A 26,207-nucleotide genomic window follows, 5' to 3' on the forward strand; every position below is an offset into this window, starting at 1 on the left:
CCCGCCATGTTACTTAAGCGACGGGCCTTTGACCAGACAGGGGAGTCCGAAAGCACTTTACTTTACGTCAGTGCCCGGGTAGTGCCCCGAATTATGAGTTCACAGTCCAGTAAACGTGAACCACTGCTGACGTTCTGCCCTTGAAGCTGATCGAGCAGTAACAGCATAGCTTCGCGTCCGATATCGAAACGCGGCTGTGCGACGGTTGTCAGGGGTGGATCACAAAATTCCGTCAGTGAAATATTATCGAAGCCAATGATAGATAAATCATCCGGTACTTTTAAGCCCTGACGTTTGGCGTAAGAGAGCGCGCCAAGCGCCATCACATCGCTGTGACAAAAGACTGCGGTCGGAGGTTGCGGTAACTCAAGCAGCTGTTTTAACGCGTTAGCGCCCGCTTCATAGGTGAAATCACCGCGCGCGATGAAGTGTGGATCAACGGTAATTCCACTGCGGCGTAGTGCCTGAACATAGCCTTGCAGGCGGTAGTGGCACAGCGGCATATCCTCTGGCCCGGCAATACAACCAATGCGCTTATGCCCCAGCTCCAGCAGATAATTCATCGCGTTAAAGGCTGCAGTGAGGTTATCAATGTGAACGGTAGGCAGTTCCAGCTCTGGCGCAAATTCGTTGGACATGACCATTGGCGGTAAATTGCGCTGTTCTTCCACGCTGGCATCAAATGGCAGGCGTGAGCTGAGCAGGACCATGCCATCGATCTGCTTGGTAATAATGAGGTTAAGAAAAGTCTTTTCCTGCTGATTCTGGTGCGCGCAATCGCCGATAAGTACTAGATAACCTTGTTCTGCGGCAGTGACTTCTATGCCACGAATCACTTCGCTAAAAAAGGGATCGCAGATATCCGGCACAATCACCAGAATGGTACGTGATTCATTACGTTTAACGTTGCGTCCCATTGATTGGGGTAAATATCCCACTTCCAGCGCCGCCTGTTCGACCCGGTTGCGGGTGGACTGAGAGACTTTGTCTGGGTTCATTAATGCGCGGGATACGGTTGCCGTTGAGACTTTCGCCTTCAGAGCAACATCTTTCATCGTAGCGGCGGCAACCTGCTTATTCGGTTTCACTCTTTCTCCTCGCCAGGGTGCAGCTGGCACAGACCTGTCCCTGGATAACCTTCATCTGAAACATTTTTATCAGATAGTGAATAGAAGCAGTTACAGAATTTTCATAAAAAGTGTGATGGATCTTAAATTTTACGATCCGCCTCGCATCATGAGGGGTTATCCCTCGATGGGATCGACATCCAACACCCATTTCACCTTACGTGCATCGGGTAGCGTATTTATCAACGCCAGCGTTCCGCTGACGATATGCTGCAGGCGAATGCGTGACGGATGTTGCAACAAAATTTGCCAGCGATAGCGACCGCCACGTTTGGGGGCCAGCGCCGGAACCGGGCCGAGTACCCAGAGTTTGTCATCAGCTAACGGACTGGCCTGAATCAGGTTTCGCAACTGTTGTAAGAACATCGGCGCATGCTGATTGTTATGATCTTCTGCCCGCACGATCACGTGGCTGGTCCACGGCGGTAACTGTAACGTTTGCCGTTCGGCCAGCGCCTGTTCGGCAAACGCGTCATAACCTTTATACAGCAAGGTTTGCAGCAGCGGATGTTCAGGATGGTGCGTTTGCAGCACCACTTCGCCTTGTTTCCCGGCGCGGCCAGCTCGTCCGGAAACCTGGGTATAAAGTTGGGCGAAACGTTCAGCCGAACGGAAATCGGCAGAGAACAGCGCCCCGTCAACATCCAGCAGTGCAACCAGCGTGACGTCCGGAAAGTGGTGGCCTTTCGCCAGCATTTGCGTGCCGATCAGAATGCGAGCGCCGCCGCGATGCACTTCTGCCAGGTGCTGCTCCAGCGATCCCTTACGGCTGGTGGTGTCGCGATCGATGCGTGAGATTGGCACGCCAGGGAAAAAGGGCGCCAGAGCTTGTTCTAGTTGCTCGGTGCCGAGTCCTACCGGGACCATATGCGTTGAGCCGCAGGAGGGGCACTGGCGCGGTATCGGGCGCTGGCTGTCGCAGTGGTGGCAGCGCAGGTGATGCTGCGCCTGATGCAGCGTGTAGTAGTGATCGCAGCGTGGGCATTCGGCAATCCAGCCACAGTCGTGACACAGCAGCGCAGGCGCAAAACCCCGACGATTAAGAAACAAAATTACCTGATTATCGGCTTGCAGGTGCTGACGCATGCGGGTGATCAGCGCCGGAGCCAGTCCGGCCTGCACCTGCTGACCCTTTAAATCCAGCACGTGCTGAGTGGCAGGGCGTGCGTTTCCGGCTCGACGCGTCAGGCGCAGCATGCGGTATTTGTTCTGCCGCACGTTGCACAACGTTTCCAGCGCGGGGGTGGCTGAACCGAGAATAATCGGGATCTGTTCGCTGTGGGCGCGGTAAACCGCCAGATCGCGGGCATGGTACCGCCAGCCTTCCTGTTGCTTGTAAGAGCTATCATGCTCTTCATCGATGACAATGACGCCAAGATTTTTAAATGGGGTAAACAGCGATGAGCGTGTGCCGATGACTATTGCCGCTTCGCCATTTTTTGCTTTCAGCCAGGCCGAAAGACGTTCGCTGTCATTTAAACCCGAGTGCAGGACTTCGACCGGGGCATTGAAGCGTTCGCGAAAGCGGGCAATGGTTTGTGGCGTCAGGCCAATCTCCGGCACCATTACCAGTGCCTGTTTGCCCTGGGCGAGAACATTTTCCAGCACGCTTAAATAGACTTCTGTTTTGCCGGAACCCGTTACACCTGCAAGCAACCAGGCGCTAAAACTGTCAGAGGCGCTGTGGATCGCCCCGACGGCGGTAGCCTGTTCGGTATTCAGCCGCAGACGCTCACCGGAAACCGCGTAGTGCGTACGCCAGTCGCTAAAGCCTGGCGTTTCGCTTGCCAGGGAGCACAGGCCTTTTTTCCGTAGCGCCTGTAATGCAGCATCGTTAAATTCCAGTTCGGCGACCCGATCGCGCCAGATTTTTCCCTGCCGAAGCGCAGCCAGCGCCTGTTGCTGTTTTGGAGAGCGCTTCAGACTGTTGAGGTCAATGACCTGGCCTTCTTCGGTGGCGAACCAGTACCACATGGGCGTGTTGGCGGCGGGTCTGCCCTGGCGCAGCAGGATCGGCAGGGCATGGAACAGCACATCGCCAATGGGATGATGGTAGTAATCAGCCGCCCACAGCAGCAAGCGCCAGACGGAGGTCGAATAGACCGGTTCGCTGTCCAGTACCTCGTGAACGACTTTCAATTCGCTCCGCGGCAGTTCGCTTTGCTCGCTGACTGACAGCACTATACCGACGCGCTCCTGCTGCTTGCCAAAGGGCACGCGTACGCGACACCCGGCTTTGGCGCTCATACCTTCCGGCAGGAGATAGTCAAAGGTACGAGGTAGCGGAACGGGTAAGGCAACATGCGCAACGGGCATTGAATCATCCTGACTTGAAATCTGGCGGGTTAGTATACACATTAGTGAAGGGTAGAATGCGGATCAGTTTGCATGAGCAGGTTAATTTCTGTATGATTCGCCGCCTTTGATACGAATTTGTATCACTGACCTATACTATTAACATCGCGTGGTGTCTGGCGTTAGGGCTGGAAGAGCGACGCGGCCTTAAACCGAGGTTTTCCCATGAAAAAAGATATTCACCCGAAATACGAAGAAATTACTGCAAACTGCTCTTGCGGTAACGTCATGAAAATCCGCTCTACCGTCGGTCACGATCTGAACCTGGACGTGTGCGGTCAGTGCCACCCGTTCTATACTGGCAAGCAGCGTGATGTTGCTACCGGTGGCCGTGTTGATCGCTTCAACAAGCGTTTCAACATCCCGGGCAGCAAATAAGTTCCTACTGTCAGAAAAAAGCGCCTTATGGCGCTTTTTTTGTATCTGTATTTGATAATAAAATTTATATTGATATGTTGAATGATATTTCATTTTTAATAAATGAAACAGTGTTTTTATTTTTTAAATAAAATATTCACACTAGTGATCTCCGTCATTTTTATCTTCTGTTCTTTGCCACTCATGCCAATTACTGGCAAAATCTCAAAGGTTTATCCCCTCTTTCTAAAATACACTTTCGTGGAAATATAAAATTATTCTTACGACTCTATTACTTTCCTGTTTATCGTCCGGAATGTGATGGTGAATTTTCTTTATTGAGTGTGAAAAGGGATTGTCATGAAATTTAAATCTACCTTGTTACTTATCCCGTTATTATCTGCAGCCGTGCAGGCGGGTTATGTTGATTACCGTCATGAATATTATGATGACGGGCGAAATTACGATCGTGTTTATATGTCGCATCGTTTTGCTACAGGTTTTGGTGTAGCGGTAGAGGCCATTTCACGTTCTGAAGATACGCAATCGAATGATGCGTGGAATAATATGGAAAGTAACGGTAACGAGTATACGGCAAGTTATCAGTTTACCTGGCGGGGCCTCATCTGGCAGCCGGGTATCGCGGTTGAAACGGGTGACAACATCACGATCTATAAGCCTTATATTCGTGTGCAATATAATCTCAATGACAGCTGGTGGACGGCATTCCGCTATCGCCAGGAGTATATGCGCAGAAACACCGATGGTAAAGATGACCGTATGGTTTACCGTCCTGAAGCGTGGCTTGGCTATAACGTCAATAATTGGATGTTTGAGCTAAACGGCATTTATAAAATTGCTGACAGCGAAGATTTATACAACAACAGAAAAGACGATTATGAATATAACTTCCGTATCGCTTATAAAATAGATTCCTGGGTTCCATTTATTGAGATTGGTAACGTTTCTTCGGGTTATGACACCACCACGACTGACGATCGTCAGACCCGCTATCGTGTCGGCCTCGGTTATAACTTCTGATTGTTAATACTCTGCGTATTGGTTTATTACGTTGAGCACCAGGATATACACATAGTTTGCGTGAATAATATGTCTAAGGAGTTGACATCATGTCTAATGATGGAACAGTGAGCGGAAGCAATCAAAATATTGTCGTCAGACCTTTCGGATTCAGAGATAAAATTGGTTATTTGTGTGGTGACCTGGGAACCTGTTTTATTCTTGGGTTAGTAAATAGTTTTTTAATGATTTATTACACGAACGTCCTCGGCATTTCTGGTGTCATTGTCGGCTCGCTCTATTTTGTGACCAAACTCTTTGATGCGTTTGTCGATGTTGGCGTAGGTCGCTTATGTGATACCTCTAAACTGACGGCACATGGACGTTTCAACCCCTGGGTGCGTCGCATGAAGTATCCATTCTGTATCGTTGCGGTGGTCCTGTTTCTGCCGTTTGTGAACGATTTTTCTTATACGGCGAAAATTATCTATATCTGCTGCTCCTATTTTGTTTACGGTTCACTGTTATCGACAGTCAGCATTCCGTATGGCGCCATGTCTGCGGCGATTAGCTCGAATCCGGAAGACCGTGTTTCGTTGTCAACCTGGCGTAGCGTCGGCTCGGCTATTGGCGGCGGGGCGACCGGTTTCTTCATTCCTATCCTGATGTACACCACGCTGGTGGACGGCAGCCAGGTGATTTCCGGGCAGCACTTCTTCTGGATTTCCATCGGCTGTGCCGTACTGGGCTTTATCTTTTTAACGTTGACCTGTCAGTTAACAACAGAACGTGTGCGCGTGGAGAGAAAAGAGAGCATGCCCGTATCGGTGCTGCTGAAGGGATTGTTACGCAATAAAGCACTGATCGTTTTAGTTGTGGTGGATCTGCTGATTGTGATTAACCAGGGGTTGTCAGGTACCAACATGACTTACCTGTTTAATGACTACTTCCACAACAAAGAGGCGATGTCCGTGGCGTTGCTGTTTACCTTCGGCTCTCTGGTTTTGCTGGCTCCCTCGGCATCCTGGCTCACGAAGCGGTTTGGTAAAAAAGAGGCCAGCGTCGGCGCATTGCTCTTTGCGGTGGCGATGTACCTGCTGATGTACTTCATCCATATTACGGACGCGAAAGTCTATTTGGTTTTCCTGTTCCTGGCGACGCTGGGGGCAGGGTTATTCAACCTGATGATTTGGGCGTTTATGACCGATGTGTGTGATTATCATCAGTATGTCACCGGCGATCGTGAGGATGGTACGGTTTACGGCGTGAACTTCTTTGCCCGCAAGGTGGGTCAGGCGTGTGCAGGGGCGATTGGTGGCTTTATGCTGGCCATCATTGGTTATCAATCTTCGTCAACGGGCGGCGCTGTGCAAACCAGCATCGTGCAGGAAAATATTTATACGATGGCAAATCTCTTGCCGGCGTTATGTCTGTTTTTGGCGGCAGTCATACTGATTTATCTCTATCCATTGAACCGCAAAGAAACGCTCAAAATGGAAGAAACATTGAATAAAATCAATGGTATTAGAAAATAACGTTGTGAGAAACGGCGGGGTTATCCCGCCTTTTCTCATTTTTCTCACCGTTAGCCGATCAGTACTCCCACGTCTCCGGGTCGATCCCCAGTTCACGCATGATGATCTTCGCCTCTTCCGGGATCTCATCACTGCGCTCTTTGCGCAGATCCTCGTCGTTCGGCAACGGTTGCCCGGTAAAGGCGTGCAGAAACGCTTCACACAGCAGTTCGCTGTTGGTGGCGTGGCGCAGGTTATTCACCTGACGACGCGTGCGTTCATCGGTAAGGATTTTTAACACCTTCAGAGGAATGGAAACCGTAATTTTTTTGACTTGCTCACTCTTCTTACCGTGCTCAGCGTATGGGCTGATATATTCGCCGCTCCATTCAGCCATGAGATACTTAATCCTCTTCGTCATTAATATTGAGGCCAGAACCTGAGCCCGGACCATAATTGCGCGTAGTTTATCGTAGTGGCGCGGCCCTGACACGAAGTTAGCCGACGCAAATGTACGCTAATGCATATAATTTTAACGGCTATTTCCTGTTTGCTCAATCTATACGCAAAGAAGTTTAGATGTCCAGATGTATTGACGGCTATTGTAACAATGATTACTCTGGTGTCTGACTTTTCACCGACTCAGCCAGGATCTCCTCAATATGACGCGTAAACAGGCCACCATTGCAGTGCGTAGCGGATTAAATGACGACGAGCAGTACGGTTGCGTTGTCCCACCGATTCACCTCTCCAGTACCTATAATTTCACCGGTTTTAATGAGCCGCGTGCCCATGACTATTCACGCCGTGGCAACCCGACGCGTGATGTGGTTCAGCGTGCGTTGGCGGAGCTGGAGGGGGGCGCTGGCGCAGTGCTGACCAATACCGGCATGTCGGCGATTCATCTGGTGACCACGGTGTTCCTGAAGCCTGGCGATCTGCTGGTTGCACCGCACGACTGTTACGGTGGTAGCTACCGCTTGTTTGACAGTCTGGCAAAACGTGGCTGCTATCGCGTGCTGTTTGTCGATCAGGGTGATGAGCAGGCGCTGAAAGCGGCGTTGGCGGAAAAACCAAAGCTGGTACTGATTGAAAGTCCAAGCAATCCGTTGCTGCGTGTGGTGGATATTGCAAAAATCTGCCAACTGGCGCGTGAGGCTGGTGCGGTGAGCGTTGTCGACAACACTTTTTTAAGCCCTGCACTGCAAAATCCACTGGCATTGGGCGCCGATCTGGTGTTGCATTCATGCACGAAATATTTAAACGGTCACTCGGATGTGGTGGCTGGCGTGGTGATAGCGAAAGATCCGGAGACGGTCACTGAGCTGGCATGGTGGGCGAATAATATTGGCGTAACCGGCGGCGCATTTGATAGCTATCTGCTGTTGCGTGGCCTGCGTACTCTGTCGCCGCGTATGGAAGTGGCACAACGTAATGCTCAGGCTATTGTGGACTACCTGCAAACCCAGCCGTTGGTGAAGAAACTGTATCATCCGTCACTGCCGGATAATCAGGGGCATGAGATTGCTGCGCGTCAACAAAAAGGGTTTGGCGCGATGTTGAGTTTTGAACTGGATGGCGACGAGCAAACATTGCGTCGCTTCCTGAGCGGGTTGTCATTGTTTACGCTGGCGGAATCGTTAGGGGGCGTTGAAAGTCTGATCTCCCACGCCGCGACCATGACACACGCGGGTATGGCGCCAGAAGCGCGTGCTGCTGCCGGAATTTCTGAAACGCTGCTGCGTATCTCCACTGGTATTGAAGATGGCGAAGATTTAATTGCCGACCTGGAAAATGGCTTCCGGGCTGCAAACAAGGGGTAAACATGAGTGTGATTGCGCAGGCAGGGGCGAAGGGTCGTCAACTGCACAAATTTGGTGGTAGTAGTCTGGCAGACGTGAAATGTTATTTGCGTGTCGCAGGTATTATGGCGGAGTACTCGCAGCCTGACGATATGATGGTTGTTTCCGCCGCAGGCAGTACCACTAACCAGTTGATTAGCTGGCTTAAGTTAAGCCAGACCGATCGTCTTTCTGCGCATCAGGTTCAGCAGGCGTTACGCCGTTATCAAAGTGAGCTGATTAGTGGCCTGTTACCACCAGATGTGGCTGATGGGCTGATCGGTGCGTTTATTCACGATCTGGAGCGTCTGGCCGGATTGCTCGACAGCGGTGTGAATGAAGCCGTCTATGCCGAAGTGGTGGGGCATGGTGAAGTGTGGTCGGCGCGTTTGATGTCTGCTGTCCTTAACCAGCAGGGGCTGGAATCGGCCTGGCTGGATGCGCGTGAGTTTTTACGTGCTGAACGCGGTGCCCAGCCGCAGGTGGATGAAGGTCTGTCTTATCCGTTGCTGCAACAACTGCTGGCTCAACATCCTGGCAAGCGCCTGGTGGTTACCGGGTTTATCAGCCGTAGCAATGCCGGTGAAACGGTGCTGCTGGGGCGTAACGGCTCTGACTATTCAGCTACGCAGGTGGGGGCGCTGGCAGGCGTTTCCCGTGTGACTATCTGGAGCGATGTCGCTGGGGTTTATAGTGCGGACCCGCGTAAAGTCAAAGATGCCTGTTTGCTGCCGCTGCTGCGTCTGGATGAAGCCAGCGAGCTGGCGCGTCTGGCGGCGCCGGTTCTGCATGCCCGCACCTTACAGCCGGTTTCGGGTAGCGATATCGACCTGCAGCTGCGCTGCAGCTACACGCCGGATCAGGGGTCAACTCGGATTGAACGTGTACTGGCTTCTGGTACCGGGGCGCGCATTGTGACCAGCCATGACGACGTCTGTCTGATTGAGTTTCAGGTTCCCACCGGCCAGGACTTTAAGCTGGCTTACAAAGATATCGATCAGATTTTAAAACGCATGCAGGTGCGTCCGCTGGCGGTTGGCGTGCATCCGGACCGTCAGTTGCTGCAATTTTGCTATACCTCCGAAGTGGCTGACGGCGCGCTGAAAATTCTGGATGAAGCTGGCCTGCCGGGCGAGCTGCGTCTGCGCCAGGGGTTGGCGCTGGTGGCGATGGTTGGGGCTGGCGTAACGCGCAATCCGCTGCATTGCCACCGTTTCTGGCAGCAGTTAAAAGGTCAACCAGTCGAGTTTACCTGGCAGTCGGAAGAGGGGATCAGTCTGGTTGCGGTACTGCGTACCGGCCCGACGGAGAGCCTGATTCAGGGTCTGCATCAGTCTATTTTCCGTGCAGAAAAACGTATCGGTCTGGTGCTGTTCGGCAAAGGCAATATTGGCTCGCGCTGGCTGGAACTGTTTGCCCGCGAACAAACAACGCTTTCCGCGCGTACCGGATTCGAGTTTGTGCTGGCAGGCGTGGTGGATAGCCGCCGCAGCCTGCTGAACTATGAAGGGCTGGATGCCAGCCGTGCTCTGGCCTTCTTCGACGACGAAGCGGTAGAGCAGGATGAAGAGGCGCTATTCCTGTGGATGCGCGCCCACCCGTATGATGATTTAGTGGTGCTGGATGTGACGGCCAGTGAACAATTGGCCGATCAGTATCTGGACTTCGCCAGCCATGGTTTCCATGTCATTAGCGCCAATAAACTGGCGGGGGCGAGTACCAGTGATAAGTATCGCCAAATTCATGATGCGTTCGAAAAAACCGGCCGCCACTGGCTGTATAACGCCACCGTGGGCGCAGGTTTGCCGATCAACCACACTGTGCGCGATCTGATTGATAGCGGTGATACGATTTTGTCGATCAGCGGGATCTTCTCCGGCACGTTATCCTGGCTGTTTCTGCAATTTGATGGCACGGTCCCGTTCACCGATCTGGTGGATCAAGCCTGGCAGCAAGGGCTAACTGAACCGGACCCGCGCGTCGATCTTTCTGGCAAAGATGTGATGCGTAAGCTGGTGATCCTGGCGCGTGAAGCAGGTTACGATATTGAGCCGGACCAGGTTCGCGTTGAGTCGCTGGTGCCTGCGCACTGTGAAGAAGGCTCCATTGACCATTTCTTTGAAAATGGCGATGAGTTGAACGAACAGATGGTGCAACGTCTGGAAGCTGCACGTGAAATGGGGCTGGTATTGCGCTACGTGGCGCGTTTTGATGCCAATGGTAAAGCGCGTGTGGGTGTTGAGGCGGTCCGCGCTGAACACCCGCTGGCTGCGCTGTTGCCGTGCGATAACGTATTCGCCATTGAAAGCCGCTGGTATCGCGATAATCCGTTGGTGATCCGCGGGCCGGGCGCAGGTCGTGATGTGACCGCCGGTGCGATTCAGTCGGATATTAATCGTCTGGCGCAGCTGCTGTAGTTTGCGTTGCCGGATGGCGCTTACGCTTATCCGGCCTACATATGACACGAACCGTAGGCCCGGTAAGCGGCAGCGCCACCGGGCAAATCCAGGATGTTGTATTTCTCCGCCAGCGTCCTTATCGTCAGCAACACCGAATGGGCCGAGTAACGGGCGCTATCCCGAAATTCCGTCTGTTGCTGCAACCAGGCGAGAAAATGATGACTTGCCGCCAGGGTTATTGACGCGCCTTTTTCAACCTGACCTTCCGTTAACAAACACACCATTTTACGCGTGTCGCTTTGTTGCCAAATTTGCCACTGGTTTTGCCACCATCCCTGATAACTTTTGCCCAGTAACTGCCAGGGACTGGTGTGTTGATCGTCACTGATTTCTTCATCCACAAACCAGAGCGAGGCGTGATGTTCGCGAAATTGTTCCGCCCATGCGGTAATCACTGCGCCGCGCAGAAAACATTCGTGGGCAATAATGTGAGTTTTTACCTCCGGCCACAGATGGCTCAGGACGCGGAAATGCCCATGCGCGGTAATGACCGGGCGTAAAATCGCGCCGCTGGCGTTACGTTTGAGCATCGCGCTGCCGTACTGAATTTCGTCAAACTGGCTGCGGCGTAAAAACTGACTTTCTCGTTGGCTTACTCTCTCAACAATATCGTCATGTGTTGCAGCTGCCTCGCTGATGCCGCGCCAGCGGTAGCGCAATGAAGCCCCGGCAGGATGATGTGTGAAATTGCTGGAAATATGCAGAATATTACCGCGAATAGCGTCAAAACTGAGCAATACATAAAGTTTCTGGTCGGCGCTGGCGCCTTGAAAAGGCACGATCAACGGAACCGTCGCGATTTGTTCTGGCGGCTCAAAAAGTGTGAGCGGCTGCCGTTTGGGCGTCCAGACCTTTTTACACGCCCGACACTGAACGCGCTGACTGCCCTGGGGATTTCGGCCATAGCGGATGGGGTCCCGTTGGTAACAACTTGGGCAAAAATGACCGCTATTAGCTGCAGAATCCGCTAAATATGCCGACAACCAGAGTCGGAACTGTTCCTCGTTAAACAGCGGCGGATAACTCCCGCATGCCCGGCAGTGCAGCGCGGCATAACCCAGCCGATACTCTGGCCAGCTGTAATCTGCTGAACTCGGCAATCCCAGATTTTGGCAGCCAAAGGACTTACAGCAATTGATAGTGAACGGAGACGCCATCGTATTACCAACGATTTTTAAGGGTCGTTGATTTTGACCCGCGACTATCCCTGACGGATGTGATTTTTATCACATAAAAAAACCTTTCAGAACGTAACGTAGCGATTCTTTATATGACTGAAAGGGATTGATTATGAAGTTAAAAATGCTTGCCGTTGGTGTTCTGGTCTCTTTGCCGCTCTGGGCCAGTGCTAAAGATGTCACGATTATCTATACCAACGATCTCCATGCCCATGTCGAACCTTATAAAGTCCCATGGATTGCCAATGGCTCACGTGACATTGGTGGTTGGGCCAATATCACGACGATGGTGAAGCAGGAGAAAGCGAAAAATAGCGCCACCTGGTTTTTTGATGCCGGTGATTATTTTACCGGGCCATATATCAGCAGCCTGACCAAGGGGAAGGCGATTATCGATATCATGAACACCATGAATTTTGATGCTGTCACCATGGGTAATCATGAGTTCGATCATGGCTGGGATAACACGCTGCTACAGCTGAGCCAGGCGAAATTCCCGATTGTGCAGGGCAATATCTTTTATCAAAACAGCAGCAAAAAGTTTTGGGATAAGCCCTACACCATCATTGAGAAAGATGGCGTGAAGATTGGCGTGATTGGCCTGCACGGCGTGTTTGCTTTTGATGATACGGTTTCCGCTGCGACACGTGTCGGGATCGAGGCGCGGGATGAAGTGAAGTGGTTGCAACGCTATATCGATGAGCTTAAAGGCAAAGTCGACCTTACCGTGGCGCTGATCCATGAAGGCACGCCAGCACGTCAGTCCAGTCTGGGGGGCACCGATGTGCGCCGTGCGCTGGATAAAGACATCCAGACCGCAGGCCAGGTGAAGGGGCTGGATATCCTGATCACCGGTCATGCGCATGTGGGCACGCCGGAGCCGATTAAAGTCGGTAACACCCTGATACTTTCTACCGACAGCGGTGGTATTGATGTGGGTAAACTGGTGCTGGATTACCAGCAGAAACCGCATCAATTTACCGTGAAGAACTTCGAGCTGAAGACCATTTTTGCTGATGAGTGGCAGCCAGACCCGCAGACGAAACAGGTCATTGATGGCTGGAATAAAAAGCTCGATAAAGTGGTACAACAAACGGTTGCCAACTCCCCGGTTGAGCTGACGCGTGCTTACGGTGAATCTTCTTCCCTGGGAAATCTGGCGGCAGATGCGTTGCTGGCTGCGGCGGGTAAAGATACCCAGTTAGCGCTCACTAACTCGGGCGGCATCCGTAATGAAGTCCCTGCAGGTGCCATCACCATGGGGGCGGTTATTAGCACCTTCCCGTTCCCGAATGAGCTGGCAACCATGGATCTTACCGGTAAGCAGTTGCGTAGCCTGATGGAGCATGGCGCGAGTTTAAGCAACGGTGTATTGCAGGTGTCCAAAGGACTGGAGATGAAGTATGACAGCAGTAAACCGGTTGGTCAGCGGGTCACCGTATTGACGTTAAACGGCAAACCCATTGAGGATGCCACGGTTTATCACATTGCCACCAATAGCTTCCTGGCAGACGGCGGTGATGGTTTTACAACATTTACCGAAGGTAAAGCGCGTAACACATCCGGCGGTTACTATGTCTCTAATGCTGTCGTTGATTTTTTCAAAGCAGGAAATACGCTGACGGATGAGCAACTCAAAGGCATGCGTGTGGAAGATGTGAAACCGTAGTGAGCTCAGGCCAGCAGATATTCCGCTGGCCTGTTGTTTTAGCCTTTGTGGGAGGCAAACACCTCTTTTGCGGCAAACAAGCCGTTGAGTGCCGCGGGGAAGCCAGCATATACGGCCATCTGCATAATCACTTCAATGATTTCATCCTGCGTTAAACCGACGTGTAATGCCGCGCCAATATGTACCTTCAACTGCGGTGCGGCGTTACCCAGCGCAGTTAATGCCGCGACGGTAGCGATTTCTCTACTGCGTAAATCCAGCCCCGGTCTTGAATAGATGTCGCCAAAAGGAAATTCAATCAGGTATTGGGCGAAATCTGGGGCAATATCTTGCAGACTTTCGACGACTGCATCGCCCCCTTTACCATCCACTTTTTGCAACATCTTCTGACCGGTAATAAAGCGTTCTGAAGGCATCATTTCTTCCTCTTTCATGTGGTCTGTGGCGTGAGGATAGAGCGTGCGGAATGATTGGGATAATACCGTTTCCGTGATACCTTTTCGGTATGACAACCCCGTCTTTGCACTCTCTGGATATTCGCCTGCTGCGTTACTTTGCCGTAGTCGCGGAAGAGAACAATATGAGTCGGGCGGCGCAGCGTTTGTTTATGTCGCAGCCGCCGCTGAGTCGCCATATTCGCCAGCTTGAAGAACGCCTGGGAGTGACGCTTTTTGTCCGTCATACCCGTGGGCTTACGCTGACGGAGGACGGCCAGCGCGTGCTTGATATCGTGCTCCCGCTATTGGCGCTACAGGATAAAACCTGGACGGCGCTGAGTCAGCTAGCGAAAACGGGGGAGCAATCTCTGCGCTTAGGGCTAAGTACGGCGTTTGAGCAGGGCGTTTTCGCTGCACTTGAGTCGCAGCTTATTACGCGAGTACAGAAGCTGCATGTTGTCCGTCATAGTTCGCCTGAACTGGCGCGCCAGGTGCGTCGGGGAAAACTGGATGCCGCAGTGGTAGCACTACCGCTTGAGGCCTCGGGGCTTAGCGTCACGCCGCTCGACTGGCATGAATCGATGATTGCCGCCTTACCCGCGCAGTGGGCAGAAGCGACGCTGCCGTCGCTCTCGTTAACGGCGCTGAACCACCGGCCACTGTTCTGGTTCAAACGTGATCGTAACCCCGCCTTCTTTGATTACACCCGACACATTTTTCGTCGTGCGGGTTACTCGCCTGCCTGTATTGAAGAGCCGCTGGAACATGACGTGCTGCTGGCGCGGATCGCGCAGGGTGACGGTCTGAGCCTGATTCCCGCCTCCTTTTCGGCTATCCAGCGTCAGGGCGTGACCTTTCTTCCGCTTACCGATACCGAATTACGTATTAGTACGGGGTTGCTGATGCTACCTGAGAACGTAACAAAATTAGCGTGGCTGCAGACGGTCGTGACGCAATCCCTCATTATTTCAGGCTGATGTGAATTTATTTCACGTTGGCTGAGTATTCCTCACCTTTATCGATGATTTTTGTGTTGACGCCAGCACGCTTTTCCGTCATTTTTACATCTAGACGTCTAAACGTATAGCAGTTCACAACACAACATATAACGACAAAAGATTGATGAGGTAAGGTATGAGCTTTTTTCACGCCAACCAGCGGGAAGCCCTGAATCAGAGCCTGGCGGAAGTACAGGGTCAGATTAACGTTTCGTTTGAGTTTTTCCCGCCGCGCACCAGTGAAATGGAGCAAACCCTGTGGAACTCCATCGATCGCCTGAGCAGCCTGAAGCCGAAGTTTGTTTCAGTCACCTACGGTGCAAACTCTGGTGAGCGCGACCGCACGCACAGCATTATTAAAGGAATTAAGGATCGCACGGGCCTCGAAGCGGCTCCGCACCTGACCTGTATTGATGCCACTCGCGATGAGCTGCGCACCATTGCTCAGGATTACTGGAATAACGGTATTCGTCATATTGTTGCCCTGCGCGGCGACCTGCCTCCGGGTGGAGGTAAACCAGACATGTATGCTGCCGATTTGGTGAGCCTGCTGAAAGACGTCGCAGATTTTGATATCTCTGTTGCCGCTTATCCGGAAGTTCATCCGGAAGCGAAGAGTGCCCAGGCAGACTTGCTGAACCTGAAGCGTAAGGTTGATGCTGGTGCGAACCGCGCGATCACTCAGTTTTTCTTCGATGTAGAAAGCTATCTACGTTTTCGCGATCGCTGCGTGTCTGCGGGTATCGATGTGGAAATTATTCCGGGTATCCTGCCGGTATCTAACTTTAAACAGGCGAAAAAATTTGCCGATATGACTAATGTTCGTATCCCTTCCTGGATGTCGACCATGTTTGATGGTCTGGATGATGATGCCGAAACCCGTAAGCTGGTGGGTGCGAATATTGCCATGGACATGGTGAAGATCCTCAGTCGCGAAGGGGTGAAAGATTTTCACTTCTATACGCTCAACCGCGCCGAGATGAGCTACGCTATTTGTCACACACTAGGTGTAAGACCGAATTAAACAGATGCCCCAGCCCTCTACGGAGGGCTTTTTATTGATCATTTTGATCTACATCTCTGTAACTTAAAATATAAAAGGAATTAGCTATCGAATCTGTGGGTTAATTCGACTATATCTTATCTCTGGTGGTGTATATCGTAGTCAGAACACTGTAAAGGGAGCATATAGATGAGCATGTCCGACGATAGCCATAACGCATCAACTGCCGGTAAGTGTCCTTTTCATCAGGGCGGTCACGATCAGAGCGCGGGAGCAGGAACGAACAACCGCGACTGGTGGCCTAACCAACTCCGCGTTGATCTTTTAAACCAACATTCCAATCGTTCGAACCCGCTGGGTGAGGACTTCGACTACCGTAAAGAGTTTAGCAAACTCGACTATTCTGCCCTGAAAGGGGATCTCAGAGCCCTTCTGTCCGAATCTCAACCGTGGTGGCCCGCTGACTGGGGAACTTATGCCGGATTATTTATCCGCATGGCATGGCACGGTGCAGGGACCTATCGTTCCATCGATGGACGCGGTGGCGCGGGTCGCGGACAGCAGCGTTTTGCACCACTGAACTCCTGGCCGGACAACGTCAGCCTGGATAAAGCGCGTCGTCTGCTGTGGCCAATCAAGCAGAAATATGGTCAAAAAATTTCCTGGGCCGACCTGTTTATCCTTGCGGGCAACGTGGCGCTGGAAAACTCCGGCTTCCGTACCTTCGGCTTTGGTGCCGGTCGTGAAGATGTCTGGGAACCGGATCTCGACGTAAACTGGGGTGATGAAAAAGCCTGGTTGACCCACCGTCATCCGGAAGAGCTGGCGAAAGCGCCGCTGGGCGCAACCGAAATGGGCCTTATCTATGTGAACCCGGAAGGGCCGGACCATAGCGGTGAACCGCTTTCTGCGGCAGCGGCGATTCGTGCGACCTTCGGTAATATGGGGATGAACGACGAAGAGACTGTCGCGCTGATTGGTGGTGGTCATACGTTGGGCAAAACCCACGGTGCAGCACCAGCATCCCATGTTGGCCCTGATCCAGAATCCGCACCAATTGAAGCGCAGGGACTGGGCTGGGCCAGCAGCTACGGCAGCGGCTCGGGTGCAGACGCAATTACTTCCGGTCTGGAAGTTGTGTGGACGCAGACGCCGACCCAATGGAGCAACTATTTCTTCGAGAACCTGTTCAAATACGAATGGGTGCAAACGCGCAGTCCAGCAGGCGCTATTCAGTTTGAAGCCGTTGACGCGCCAGAAATTATCCCCGATCCGTTTGATCCGTCGAAAAAGCGCAAGCCAACAATGCTGGTTACAGACCTGACCCTGCGCTTTGATCCTGAGTTCGAGAAGATCTCTCGTCGTTTCCTTAACGATCCGCAGGCGTTCAACGAAGCCTTTGCCCGTGCGTGGTTTAAACTGACGCACCGTGATATGGGGCCGAAATCGCGCTACATCGGACCGGAAGTACCGCAAGAAGATCTGATTTGGCAGGACCCACTGCCGCATGCGTTCTTCAATCCAAGCGAAGAAGACATTCTTAACCTGAAGGCGACCATTGCAGCTTCCGGGCTTTCTGTCAGTGAGCTGGTATCGGTGGCGTGGGCTTCCGCATCGACTTTCCGTGGCGGTGACAAACGTGGTGGCGCTAACGGTGCTCGCCTGGCGTTGGCACCACAACGCGGCTGGGATGTTAATGCGACTGCGGCACGTGTTCTGCCAGTGCTGGAAGGCATTTATAAGTCCGCCCATACCGCTTCGTTAGCCGATATTATCGTGCTGGCCGGTGTTGTCGGTATAGAGCAGGCGGCTAGCGCTGCGGGTGTCAGCATTAAGGTACCTTTTGCACCGGGCCGCGTGGATGCGCGCCAGGATCAAACGGATATTGAGATGTTCGAATTGCTCGAGCCGATTGCTGATGGTTTCCGTAACTACCGCTCTCGCCCTGACGTGTCGACCACCGAGTCGCTGCTGATTGATAAAGCACAGCAGCTGACGCTGACCGCACCGGAAATGACCGTGCTGGTGGGCGGTATGCGCGTACTGGGCACCAACTTTGATGGTAGCCAGCACGGCGTCTTTACCGATCGTCCAGGCGTACTCAGCACTGACTTCTTCGTCAACCTGCTGGATATGCGTCATGAGTGGAAGGCGGTTGATGAGTCACAAGAGCTGTTCGAAGGTCGTGACCGTCTGAGCGGTGAAGTAAAATACACCGCAACCCGCGCCGATCTGGTGTTCGGTTCTAACTCTGTACTGCGCGCAGTAGCTGAAGTTTATGCCTGCAGCGATGCCCACGAGAAGTTCGTGAGAGATTTCGTTGCCGCATGGGTGAAAGTGATGAACCTGGATCGTTTCGATCTGCTGTAACAGACAATGCCGGATGTCGCTTGCGCGTATCCGGCATGGTATGAATAAAAAAATCCCCGCGATTGCGGGGATTTTTTATTGGCAGCTTATTCCCACTCTTGCAGGTAACGTTGACCGTACTGATCAGCCACCAGCAGGGCGGCATACACCTGGTCCGGCGTTGCGCCGCCAGGCATGTTGTGGATGGTTTCGCCTTCGGCACAGGCTGCCTCAGCCACAATGCGCATTTTCGCCGGGATGTCCTGTTTGATGTCCAGTTGCGCCAGGGTAATCGGCAGACCAACGGAATGGCACAGCGCCGCCACGGTTTCAATTTCATCGACCGGCGCGTTTTCCAGCACCAACTGTGTCAGCGTACCGAAAGCCACTTTCTCGCCGTGATAGTAGTGATGCGCATCCGGGATTGCGGTCAGACCGTTATGAATGGCGTGAGCCGCTGCCAGGCCACCGCTTTCAAAACCAACGCCACTCAGATAGGTGTTAGCTTCAATAACGCGCTCCAGCGCAGGCGTTACCACATGTTGCTCGGCGGCCAGCATCGCTTTTTCGCCTTCTTCAATCAGCGTATTGAAGCACAGCTCCGCCAGTGCCAGTGCGGCCTGAGTGCATTGACCACCCGCCATGGTTGTTGCGCCGCTGCGTGAGCAGGCGCGTGCTTCAAACCAGGTTGCCAGCGCATCGCCAATACCTGCTGCCAGCAGCCGCGCAGGCGCACCCGCGACAATTTTGGTATCAACAATGACCCTGTCCGGGTTGTTTGGCAGCAGCAAATAGCGATCGAATTCACCGGCATCGGTGTAAATGACGGACAGCGCGCTGCACGGCGCATCGGTAGAGGCGATGGTTGGCGCAATGGCGACAGGCACGCCCATAAAGTGCGCCAGCGCTTTGGCGGTATCCAGCGTTTTACCGCCGCCAATACCAAGTACTGCGCCACACTGCGCTTTTTCCGCCACGCCGCGCAGACGGTCAATCTCGTTTTGTGAACATTCGCCGCCAAACGGTGCAATTTCCAGCGCCAGTCCGGCGTCGTGGAAGCTTTTTTCCAGTGCGCCCTGGGCAAAACCTAAGACAAACTTGTCCCCAACGACCAGCCAGCGTTCTGCCAATGGTTTGAGGTAGCTGCCAAGACGGGTAATAACATCGGCACCCTGGATGTACTTACCAGGTGATTGAATAATGCGATCCATACTTTATTTCCCTCACAGGTTGATGTGACCAAATGCGTTGTTCCAGTCCTGCTCAAACTTCTCTATTGCTGACTCTACCGCAGGGGTATTGAGCATTTGTTGCGCTACGTCTAATGGCAGGGTGATTGCTTCACATCCTGCCAGTAAGCAATCCAGCGCCTGACGCGGGGTTTTGAAGCTGGCTGCCAGTACCATGCTGTTTGGCGCATGCAGTTCCAGTAACGTTTGCAGTTCCTGTACAGTGCGAATTCCGTCGCCGCCCTGCGCGTCGATACGGTTAACGTAAGGCGCGATATATTTAGCTCCCGCCAGCGCAGCCAGCAGCCCCTGAGAAGCACTGTAAACGGCGGTTCCCAGCGTGGTGATACCCTCTTTTTTCAGCATTTTAATTGCGGCCAGGCCTTCGGATGTCACCGGGATTTTCACTACCAGACCGGGCACGGCGTTGCTCAGGCGTCTGGCTTCTTCCACCATGCCCTGCGCGTCGCGGCTCATGGTTTGGGCAAACAAAATGCCCTCTTCGCCGATGGCGTTTTGCAGACGTGGCAGTACATCCCAGATGGATTCTTTGCTGGCCGCGACAATACTGGGGTTGGTTGTGACCCCGGTTATGGGGAAAATGCGAGCCAGACGTTCAACTTCCGCGACGTTGGCGGTATCCAGGTACAGTTCCATATAAAACACCCTCTTAATTTCTCGTTAGCAACCCGTTACCGGGATACTTTGCTGTGCTCAGGATAAGAGTGTTTCGGCATACTGCGCTATCTGACAAATCTGTCAAAAGCTGGACAAATGTAATGTGTCGGTGAAAGTGGGAGATACTTCACATGTTATTGGTTGGTCAGTCTATGCTGATAACCGGGGATACGTGTTTCTTTTTGATATTACAAAAATCCAGTAAATATGTTTTTTGTCCTCTGTGGGTTTTGTCGCGACATCACCTTAATGTGGGGACGTCTCTTTTTCCGTTAACTGGCTGTGATATTGCCGACGATACTCAGACGGTGAACGTTCGGTATTTTTGCGAAACAGGCGACAGAAGTAGTTGCTGTCGACGAACCCGCAGGCGTGTGCAACTTCTTTAATTTTCAGATCGTAGCCCTTCAATAGCATTTTCGCTTGTTCAAGTCGGGTGTGGTTAAGATATTCGTTAAAACCAATGGCTCCGGTTTTCTGAAACAGATGCGAAAGGTAATTCGGTGAGATGTAAAAGGCCTGGGCGACGGATTCGCGGGTCAACGGAGAGGAGTAGCGTTCGTCAATGTAATCGCGAATGGCGGCGAAAAGCGCCTGGCTACGCGATGCCGTCTGGATTTGACTACCGAGCAGGTCACGGCAATGACTGAACAGGCTGGCAATAATTAATTTCGCGGTTTGCTGCTCCTGGGGCTGCATTTGTATTTCATTGAGTGCCTGTAGCAGGAAGGAGCCGATACGCGGCCCGCGGCGTGCCACATGTTGATTGGCGAGATGTTGGAACTGGCGGCCATCCCATTGCATAACGCTAAAGATTAACTGCTGCTTAGCGAACAGAATTGTCAGCAGGGTGACGGGCGTTTGCCATTGCGGAAGATTCCAGCCTCCTGCCGGGACGTACAGAACGTCTCCGGGAAGAAGCATGTTCCCGATACCCGTATCCGAAAGTTGCCCCTCCAGCACGATTTCCAGTCGTGGAAAATCGACCTTATACGCCAGTTCTGGCGTTGCGGCATTGCTGCTGGCGAAGTAAACCTGGTGCAGCGGTAAGGGACCGTTAATCAGGCGGGAAAGTAGGTGGCTGATGTTGTGATACATGTGAATCCCTAACCGATCGTGGACAGGGAAACAGTAACCGTCATCATAAAAAAAGGCCACTCTTAAAGAGTGGCCTGAGAGGGCGTTACTGATTCCCGATTTGATCGCCGTAAGGCAGGGAGTCGTAATCGATCAGGGCGTTTTTCTTGTACGGATTACCAATCCAGCGGGTCGTCTCTTTGAACTCCGGGCTGGTAATAGAACGGGTCGGATCGAAACCGTCGTACGTAAAGCCGGCCAAATCTGACCAGGTATGGATAAGTTCAGAGCTGCTGTACTTACGATTGACGTCCTGTGAGAAGTCGCGTGGGTGCGCAGCCTGCCATTTTTCAGACGTCCACAGCAGGAACGGTACCGTATACATATGGCGCGTTGGGCTATCTTCATTACGGCCCTGTGTTTTATGTGGCGGCGTGTCATACACTTCTTCACCATGGTCAGAGAAGTAGAGCAGGAAGCCGTTCGGATCAGTTGCTTTGTAGTCTTTGATCAGGCTGGCAATGATATGGTCGTTATAGACGTTGGCATTGTCATAATCGTTATATGACTCCAGTTCATCACTGCTCAGACCTGCAGGTACGTTCTCGGTATTACCGTCAAACTTACCCTGGCCTTCCGGATAGCGGAATTTGTATTTAATGTGCGTACCCAGCAAGTGAACGATGATGAACTTTTTCGGTGCCGGGTCGGCCATGACTTCTTTAAACGGCGCCAGTACGTTGCTGTCGTATTCACGCGCACTTTGGGTACGCTGCTGGTTCATATAGAACTGCTTGTCTGTCTGCCGGGAAAATACGGTCAGCATGGTGTTACGGGCGGTCATTGTTTGCTGGTTGGTTATCCAGAACGTTTTATAACCCGCCTGTTTCATCATATTCATCAACGACGGCTGCGTCAGATATAAATCCGGGTTCTTCTCGTTTGCGAAGGTCAGCGCCTGTTGCAGGATTTCAATCGTGTACGGACGTGAGGTTACGACATTATTGAACACGGTGAAGTTTGGATCGGATTTATGCAGCGCATCCAGTTCCGGCGTGGTTTCACGTGGGTAGCCGTACAGGCTCATGCGGCCACGTTGAGTTGACTCGCCAATCACCAGCACCAGCGTACGCGGCGCATCACCAGAAGTGTCTTTAAAGTTAGCCAGTGGTGGCAATGCGTTGTTCTCATTCAGCAGGCTATTTAATGCGGTCAATTGTTGACGGTATTGATAATACCCGGAGATGAACTGCCATGGCGCGGCAGGCTCCATGCGCGATGCAAGGCCGCCCAGCGTTTTCTCAAACGGCTTATGCTTGATAAACGTATTGACGGTCATTGGGTGCAGAATTAAACCGTACAACAGCGCAAATGACACCAGATAACGCCATGGCGACGGAATATGGACCGGGCGTAAACGCGTCCACAGCAGGATTGCGGTTGCTGTATAGGCCAGTGCGATAAGTACGATCTTGAGACTGAAATATTGGCTCAGATATTCGCGGGCTTCGTTGGCGTTGGTTTCAAACATAACGAACAGAACGCTTTGTGAGAATTCTTGTCCGTAAATAACGTAATAACTCAGCGCGGCCAATGAAGCAGCCCAGAGTGCCACACCAATAACGGCGGCGATAATGCGAATACGGTTCGGGAATAAGAATACCGGAATCAACCACAATGAGCTGAACAGTATTGAGTCGCGTAATCCGTTAGTTCCGCTATAGCCACTAAAATAAATAATGGCCTGGAGTAAGGTAGAGAAGAACCAAAAATAGAGGAGTGCCCAACCCAGGGCTTTCCAGCTAAATTTGGGTTTAGACTGGAGTTGTAAGGATTGCATAGTGTGAGCCTGTCTTTAATCGTAGCGCCAACGTTAGCGGCTAAACCTTAAGAGGATCTGAAGCAATGCGAGTCGAAAATCGCGTTCTGCTAACAAATATCCATTGGATGTATAAAATGCAGACAGGAATATATTAAAAATGAGGTGGTTATGACAGCAGTATTTTATGTCACCCTCGCGCAATAGCACGAGGGTGACAGGCATAAAAATTAGCCGGTGTTACGCATACCGGCAGCAACGCCAGCAATTGTCACCATTAGCGCCTGTTCGACGCGTGGGTCTGGTGCATGACCTTGCTCTTCTGCCAGGCGCGAACGATATAATAATTCGGCCTGTAAGACGTTCAGTGGGTCGGTGTAAATATTCCTTAACTGAATAGACTCGGCAATCCACGGTAGATCGGCCATCAAATGCGAGTCATTGGCAATTGCCAACACCACATTGATATCGGCTTCCAGACGCTGACGCAGTTCTTCACCCAATGGCCAAAGCTCTTTTTTGACCAAGCGCTGATCGTAGTACTCCGCCAGCCACAGGTCAGCTTTTGAGAACACCATCTCCAGCATGCCAAGACGCGTGGAGAAGAATGGCCAGTCACGGCACATTGCTTCAAGCTCGCTTTGCTTACCGTCTTCAACCACTTTTTGCAGTGCCGTACCCGCACCCAGCCAGGCCGGAAGCATCAGGCGGTTCTGTGTCCAGGCGAAGATCCACGGAATAGCACGCAGAGACTCTACGCCACCGGTCGGGCGACGTTTTGCCGGACGTGAGCCGAGCGGTAACTTGCCCAGTTCCTGCTCTGGTGTTGCGGAACGGAAGTAAGGTACAAAGTCTTTGTTTTCTCGGACATACCCACGATAGAGATCGCAGGAGATATCTGAAAGCTCATCCATGATATGACGCCAGCCATCTTTTGGTTCCGGCGGCGGTAACAGGTTAGCTTCCAGAATTGCGGCAGTGTACAGCGACAGGCTGCTGATGGTGACTTCCGGCAGGCCGTATTTGAAGCGGATCATCTCGCCTTGTTCCGTCACGCGCAGGCCGCCTTTAAGGCTACCTGGCGGTTGAGAGAGCAGTGCCGCATGGGCAGGCGCGCCGCCGCGACCAATAGAGCCGCCGCGACCGTGGAACAGCGTCAGTTCAATACCGGCTTTTTCGCAGGTTTTGATTAGCGCGTCCTGAGCCTGGTATTGCGCCCAGGAGGCCGCCATCACGCCGGCGTCTTTTGCAGAGTCAGAATAGCCAATCATGACCATCTGTTTGCCCTGAATAAAGCCGCGATACCAGTCGATATTCAGCAGTTGGCTCATAACATCATCGGCGTTGTTCAGGTCGTCCAGCGTTTCAAACAGCGGTGCGACCGGCATAGCAAAACCAATGCCGGCTTCTTTTAGCAGTAAATGCACGGCCAGTACGTCAGAGGGTGTTTTCGCCATTGAGATAACATAGGCAGCAATGGAGCCATAAGGGGCTTCGGCAATCACCCGGCAGGTATCGAGCACTTCACGGGTATCGTTGCTGGGTTCCCAATTACGTGGCAGAAGCGGGCGCTTGGAGTTCAGTTCACGGATCAAGAAGGCTTGTTTATCCGCTTCTGACCAGTTTTCGTAGTCACCAATGCCCAGATACCGGGTCAGTTCGCCCAGTGCCTCGGTATGACGAGTGCTTTCCTGACGAATATCAATGCGTACCAGCGGTACGCCGAAACATTTCACGCGCCTAAGGGTGTCGAGCAACTCGCCATTGGCGATGATACCCATACCACAGGCCTGCAGAGACTGGTAACACGCGTACAGCGGCTCCCAAAGCTGTTCGTTTTGGGTTAGCAGGCCAGCAGGTTTTGGCAGTTTTTCGCCTTTCAGACGCGCTTCCAGCCAGGCCTGAGTTGCCATCAGACGCGAACGCAGCATTTTCATCAGGTAGCGGTAAGGTTCTGCCGCACCTTCTTCACCGACTAGCGCCATCAGTTCCGGTGTGGCTTCAACCATCGACAGCTCAGAAATCAGGAACTGGATGTCCTTCAGGAACAGGTCAGTGGCTTTCCAGCGGCTAAGCAGCAGCACATGGCGGGTGATATCTGCGGTGACATTCGGGTTACCATCACGGTCGCCGCCCATCCAGGAGGTAAAACGTACTGGAACAAAATCAACAGGTAGCTTATAACCCAGATGTTCTTCCAGCTGTTCATTTAGCTCGCGCAGGTAGTTGGGTACGCCTTCCCACAGGCTGTTTTCAACCACTGCGAAGCCCCATTTGGCTTCATCAACCGGGCTTGGTCGTAGCTTACGGATTTCATCCGTATGCCAGGACTGAGCAATCAACTGGCGCAGACGACGCATCAGCTGATTGCGTTCGTAATCAACGATATCTTTGTTATCAAGCTGTTTGAGGCATGCGTTTACTTCACCCATTTTATGAATCAAGGTGCGGCGGGTGATTTCGGTTGGGTGCGCGGTCAGTACCAGTTCGAGAGACAGCGATTCCACGGCTTTCTTGATGGTGGCTTCATCGAGGTTGGGCTGGTCTTTCAGTTTACGCAAAGTACGAGCAATCACTTCCGGGTTGCTGGCAGCTTCGCCTTTTGGCGAAATACTGTGGTACTGCTCGGCGGTATTGGCCAGATTCAGGAACTGGCTAAATGCGCGGGCAACGGGCAGTAGCTCGTCGTTAGACAGATTTTGCAGTGTGGTGAGCAGCTCCTGGCGATTAACTTCATTGCCAGCGCGGGATGATTTAGACAGCTTACGGATTGTTTCTACGCGATCAAGAATGTTCTCTCCCAGCGCATCCTTGATGGTCTCTCCCAGCACTTTGCCGAGCATACTGACATTACTACGCAACGCGGAATATTGTTCGTTCATATTAACCCAGACACCCCATCTTTAATTTATGTGTCCTGTATCCTTCGCGCCACAGCGGCGTTGGCTGCGCTCGCCCACCAAGGTCACTGACTTATGTCAGCTCCTTGGGATAGGCTCGCTTGCCGCCTTGCTGTGACACGAAATCTTTAGGACTTAATTTTTTCGCCGTCTTTTATAAAGCCACGTAAAAACCCTTACGTCAATTGCTGCGAAAT

General features: G+C 52.3%; 19 protein-coding genes. 9 read left to right on the plus strand and 10 right to left on the minus strand.

All coding sequences use genetic code 11. The features are described 5' to 3' along the window. Positions 1 to 62: 62 nt before the first annotated feature. Complete coding sequence (cytR, locus tag RYZ59_RS19385) at positions 63 to 1,088, minus strand: DNA-binding transcriptional regulator CytR (protein WP_137381466.1); 1,026 nt, start codon at positions 1,086 to 1,088, stop codon at positions 63 to 65. Between the two features lie 156 nt (positions 1,089 to 1,244). Next, a complete protein-coding gene (priA, locus tag RYZ59_RS19390) occupies positions 1,245 to 3,443 on the minus strand; it encodes a primosomal protein N' (protein WP_318050201.1) in 2,199 nt (732 codons plus the stop codon). Between the two features lie 204 nt (positions 3,444 to 3,647). Here priA and rpmE point away from each other — a divergent pair, with 204 nt between their 5' ends. The 3 genes from rpmE to RYZ59_RS19405 all read left to right on the plus strand — a co-directional run bounded on the left by rpmE (position 3,648) and on the right by RYZ59_RS19405 (position 6,394). Next, complete coding sequence (rpmE, locus tag RYZ59_RS19395; protein ID WP_094761941.1) at positions 3,648 to 3,860, plus strand: 50S ribosomal protein L31; 213 nt, start codon at positions 3,648 to 3,650, stop codon at positions 3,858 to 3,860. A gap of 339 nt (positions 3,861 to 4,199) precedes the next feature. Next, positions 4,200 to 4,880: an oligogalacturonate-specific porin KdgM family protein gene (locus RYZ59_RS19400; RefSeq protein ID WP_318050203.1), complete on the plus strand. Its 681-nt coding sequence runs from the start codon at positions 4,200 to 4,202 to the stop codon at positions 4,878 to 4,880. 89 nt (positions 4,881 to 4,969) lie between these two features. Continuing rightward, the gene (locus RYZ59_RS19405; RefSeq protein WP_318050205.1) at positions 4,970 to 6,394 is read left to right on the plus strand and encodes an MFS transporter; all 1,425 of its coding nucleotides are present in this window, start codon (positions 4,970 to 4,972) and stop codon (positions 6,392 to 6,394) included. 58 nt (positions 6,395 to 6,452) lie between these two features. Here RYZ59_RS19405 and metJ read toward each other — a convergent pair whose 3' ends face one another. Further along, on the minus strand, positions 6,453 to 6,770 hold the full coding sequence (metJ, locus tag RYZ59_RS19410) for a met regulon transcriptional regulator MetJ (RefSeq protein WP_048213988.1): 318 nt from the start codon (positions 6,768 to 6,770) through the stop codon (positions 6,453 to 6,455). A gap of 265 nt (positions 6,771 to 7,035) precedes the next feature. Here metJ and metB point away from each other — a divergent pair, with 265 nt between their 5' ends. After that, entirely contained in the window at positions 7,036 to 8,196 is a 1,161-nt protein-coding gene (metB, locus tag RYZ59_RS19415; protein WP_137381470.1) for a cystathionine gamma-synthase, read from the plus strand. A 2-nt stretch (positions 8,197 to 8,198) separates the two neighbouring features. Continuing rightward, positions 8,199 to 10,631, plus strand: coding sequence for a bifunctional aspartate kinase/homoserine dehydrogenase II (gene metL, locus RYZ59_RS19420; RefSeq protein ID WP_318050207.1), 2,433 nt, complete (start codon positions 8,199 to 8,201; stop codon positions 10,629 to 10,631). Positions 10,632 to 10,666: 35 nt separating this feature from the next. Here metL and RYZ59_RS19425 read toward each other — a convergent pair whose 3' ends face one another. Continuing rightward, complete coding sequence (locus tag RYZ59_RS19425; protein ID WP_318050209.1) at positions 10,667 to 11,830, minus strand: cytoplasmic protein; 1,164 nt, start codon at positions 11,828 to 11,830, stop codon at positions 10,667 to 10,669. 133 nt (positions 11,831 to 11,963) lie between these two features. Between RYZ59_RS19425 and RYZ59_RS19430 the strand changes: the two genes are divergently transcribed. Continuing rightward, the gene (locus RYZ59_RS19430; RefSeq protein ID WP_318050211.1) at positions 11,964 to 13,520 is read left to right on the plus strand and encodes a bifunctional UDP-sugar hydrolase/5'-nucleotidase; all 1,557 of its coding nucleotides are present in this window, start codon (positions 11,964 to 11,966) and stop codon (positions 13,518 to 13,520) included. Positions 13,521 to 13,558: 38 nt separating this feature from the next. Here the strand turns inward: RYZ59_RS19430 and RYZ59_RS19435 are convergent, their stop codons facing one another. Continuing rightward, complete coding sequence (locus RYZ59_RS19435) at positions 13,559 to 13,936, minus strand: carboxymuconolactone decarboxylase family protein (RefSeq protein ID WP_318050239.1); 378 nt, start codon at positions 13,934 to 13,936, stop codon at positions 13,559 to 13,561. An 89-nt stretch (positions 13,937 to 14,025) separates the two neighbouring features. Here RYZ59_RS19435 and RYZ59_RS19440 point away from each other — a divergent pair, with 89 nt between their 5' ends. From RYZ59_RS19440 to katG, 3 genes are all read left to right on the plus strand, one after another. Then, positions 14,026 to 14,934, plus strand: coding sequence for a LysR family transcriptional regulator (locus tag RYZ59_RS19440; protein WP_318050213.1), 909 nt, complete (start codon positions 14,026 to 14,028; stop codon positions 14,932 to 14,934). 157 nt (positions 14,935 to 15,091) lie between these two features. Beyond that, complete coding sequence (gene metF, locus RYZ59_RS19445) at positions 15,092 to 15,979, plus strand: methylenetetrahydrofolate reductase (protein WP_271442185.1); 888 nt, start codon at positions 15,092 to 15,094, stop codon at positions 15,977 to 15,979. 168 nt (positions 15,980 to 16,147) lie between these two features. Next, positions 16,148 to 18,328, plus strand: a complete 2,181-nt coding sequence (katG, locus tag RYZ59_RS19450) for a catalase/peroxidase HPI (protein ID WP_318050215.1) — start codon at positions 16,148 to 16,150, stop codon at positions 18,326 to 18,328. Positions 18,329 to 18,414: 86 nt separating this feature from the next. Here the strand turns inward: katG and RYZ59_RS19455 are convergent, their stop codons facing one another. The 5 genes from RYZ59_RS19455 to ppc form a co-directional block, all read right to left on the minus strand. Next, positions 18,415 to 19,518 carry a glycerol dehydrogenase gene (locus tag RYZ59_RS19455; protein WP_318050217.1) on the minus strand — a complete coding sequence of 368 codons (1,104 nt, stop codon included), beginning with the start codon at positions 19,516 to 19,518 and terminating at the stop codon, positions 18,415 to 18,417. Positions 19,519 to 19,530: 12 nt separating this feature from the next. Next, on the minus strand, positions 19,531 to 20,193 hold the full coding sequence (fsa, locus tag RYZ59_RS19460) for a fructose-6-phosphate aldolase (protein WP_318050218.1): 663 nt from the start codon (positions 20,191 to 20,193) through the stop codon (positions 19,531 to 19,533). A gap of 267 nt (positions 20,194 to 20,460) precedes the next feature. Then, positions 20,461 to 21,312, minus strand: a complete 852-nt coding sequence (locus tag RYZ59_RS19465; protein WP_318050220.1) for an AraC family transcriptional regulator — start codon at positions 21,310 to 21,312, stop codon at positions 20,461 to 20,463. 85 nt (positions 21,313 to 21,397) lie between these two features. Further along, on the minus strand, positions 21,398 to 23,131 hold the full coding sequence (locus tag RYZ59_RS19470; protein WP_137381480.1) for a phosphoethanolamine transferase CptA: 1,734 nt from the start codon (positions 23,129 to 23,131) through the stop codon (positions 21,398 to 21,400). Positions 23,132 to 23,340: 209 nt separating this feature from the next. Then, positions 23,341 to 25,992 carry a phosphoenolpyruvate carboxylase gene (gene ppc, locus RYZ59_RS19475; protein ID WP_271442190.1) on the minus strand — a complete coding sequence of 884 codons (2,652 nt, stop codon included), beginning with the start codon at positions 25,990 to 25,992 and terminating at the stop codon, positions 23,341 to 23,343. Between the last annotated feature and the right edge of the window lie 215 nt (positions 25,993 to 26,207).

The sequence above is a fragment of the Citrobacter sp. HN-141 genome, assembly GCF_033341895.1.
Taxonomy (GTDB): domain Bacteria; phylum Pseudomonadota; class Gammaproteobacteria; order Enterobacterales; family Enterobacteriaceae; genus Citrobacter.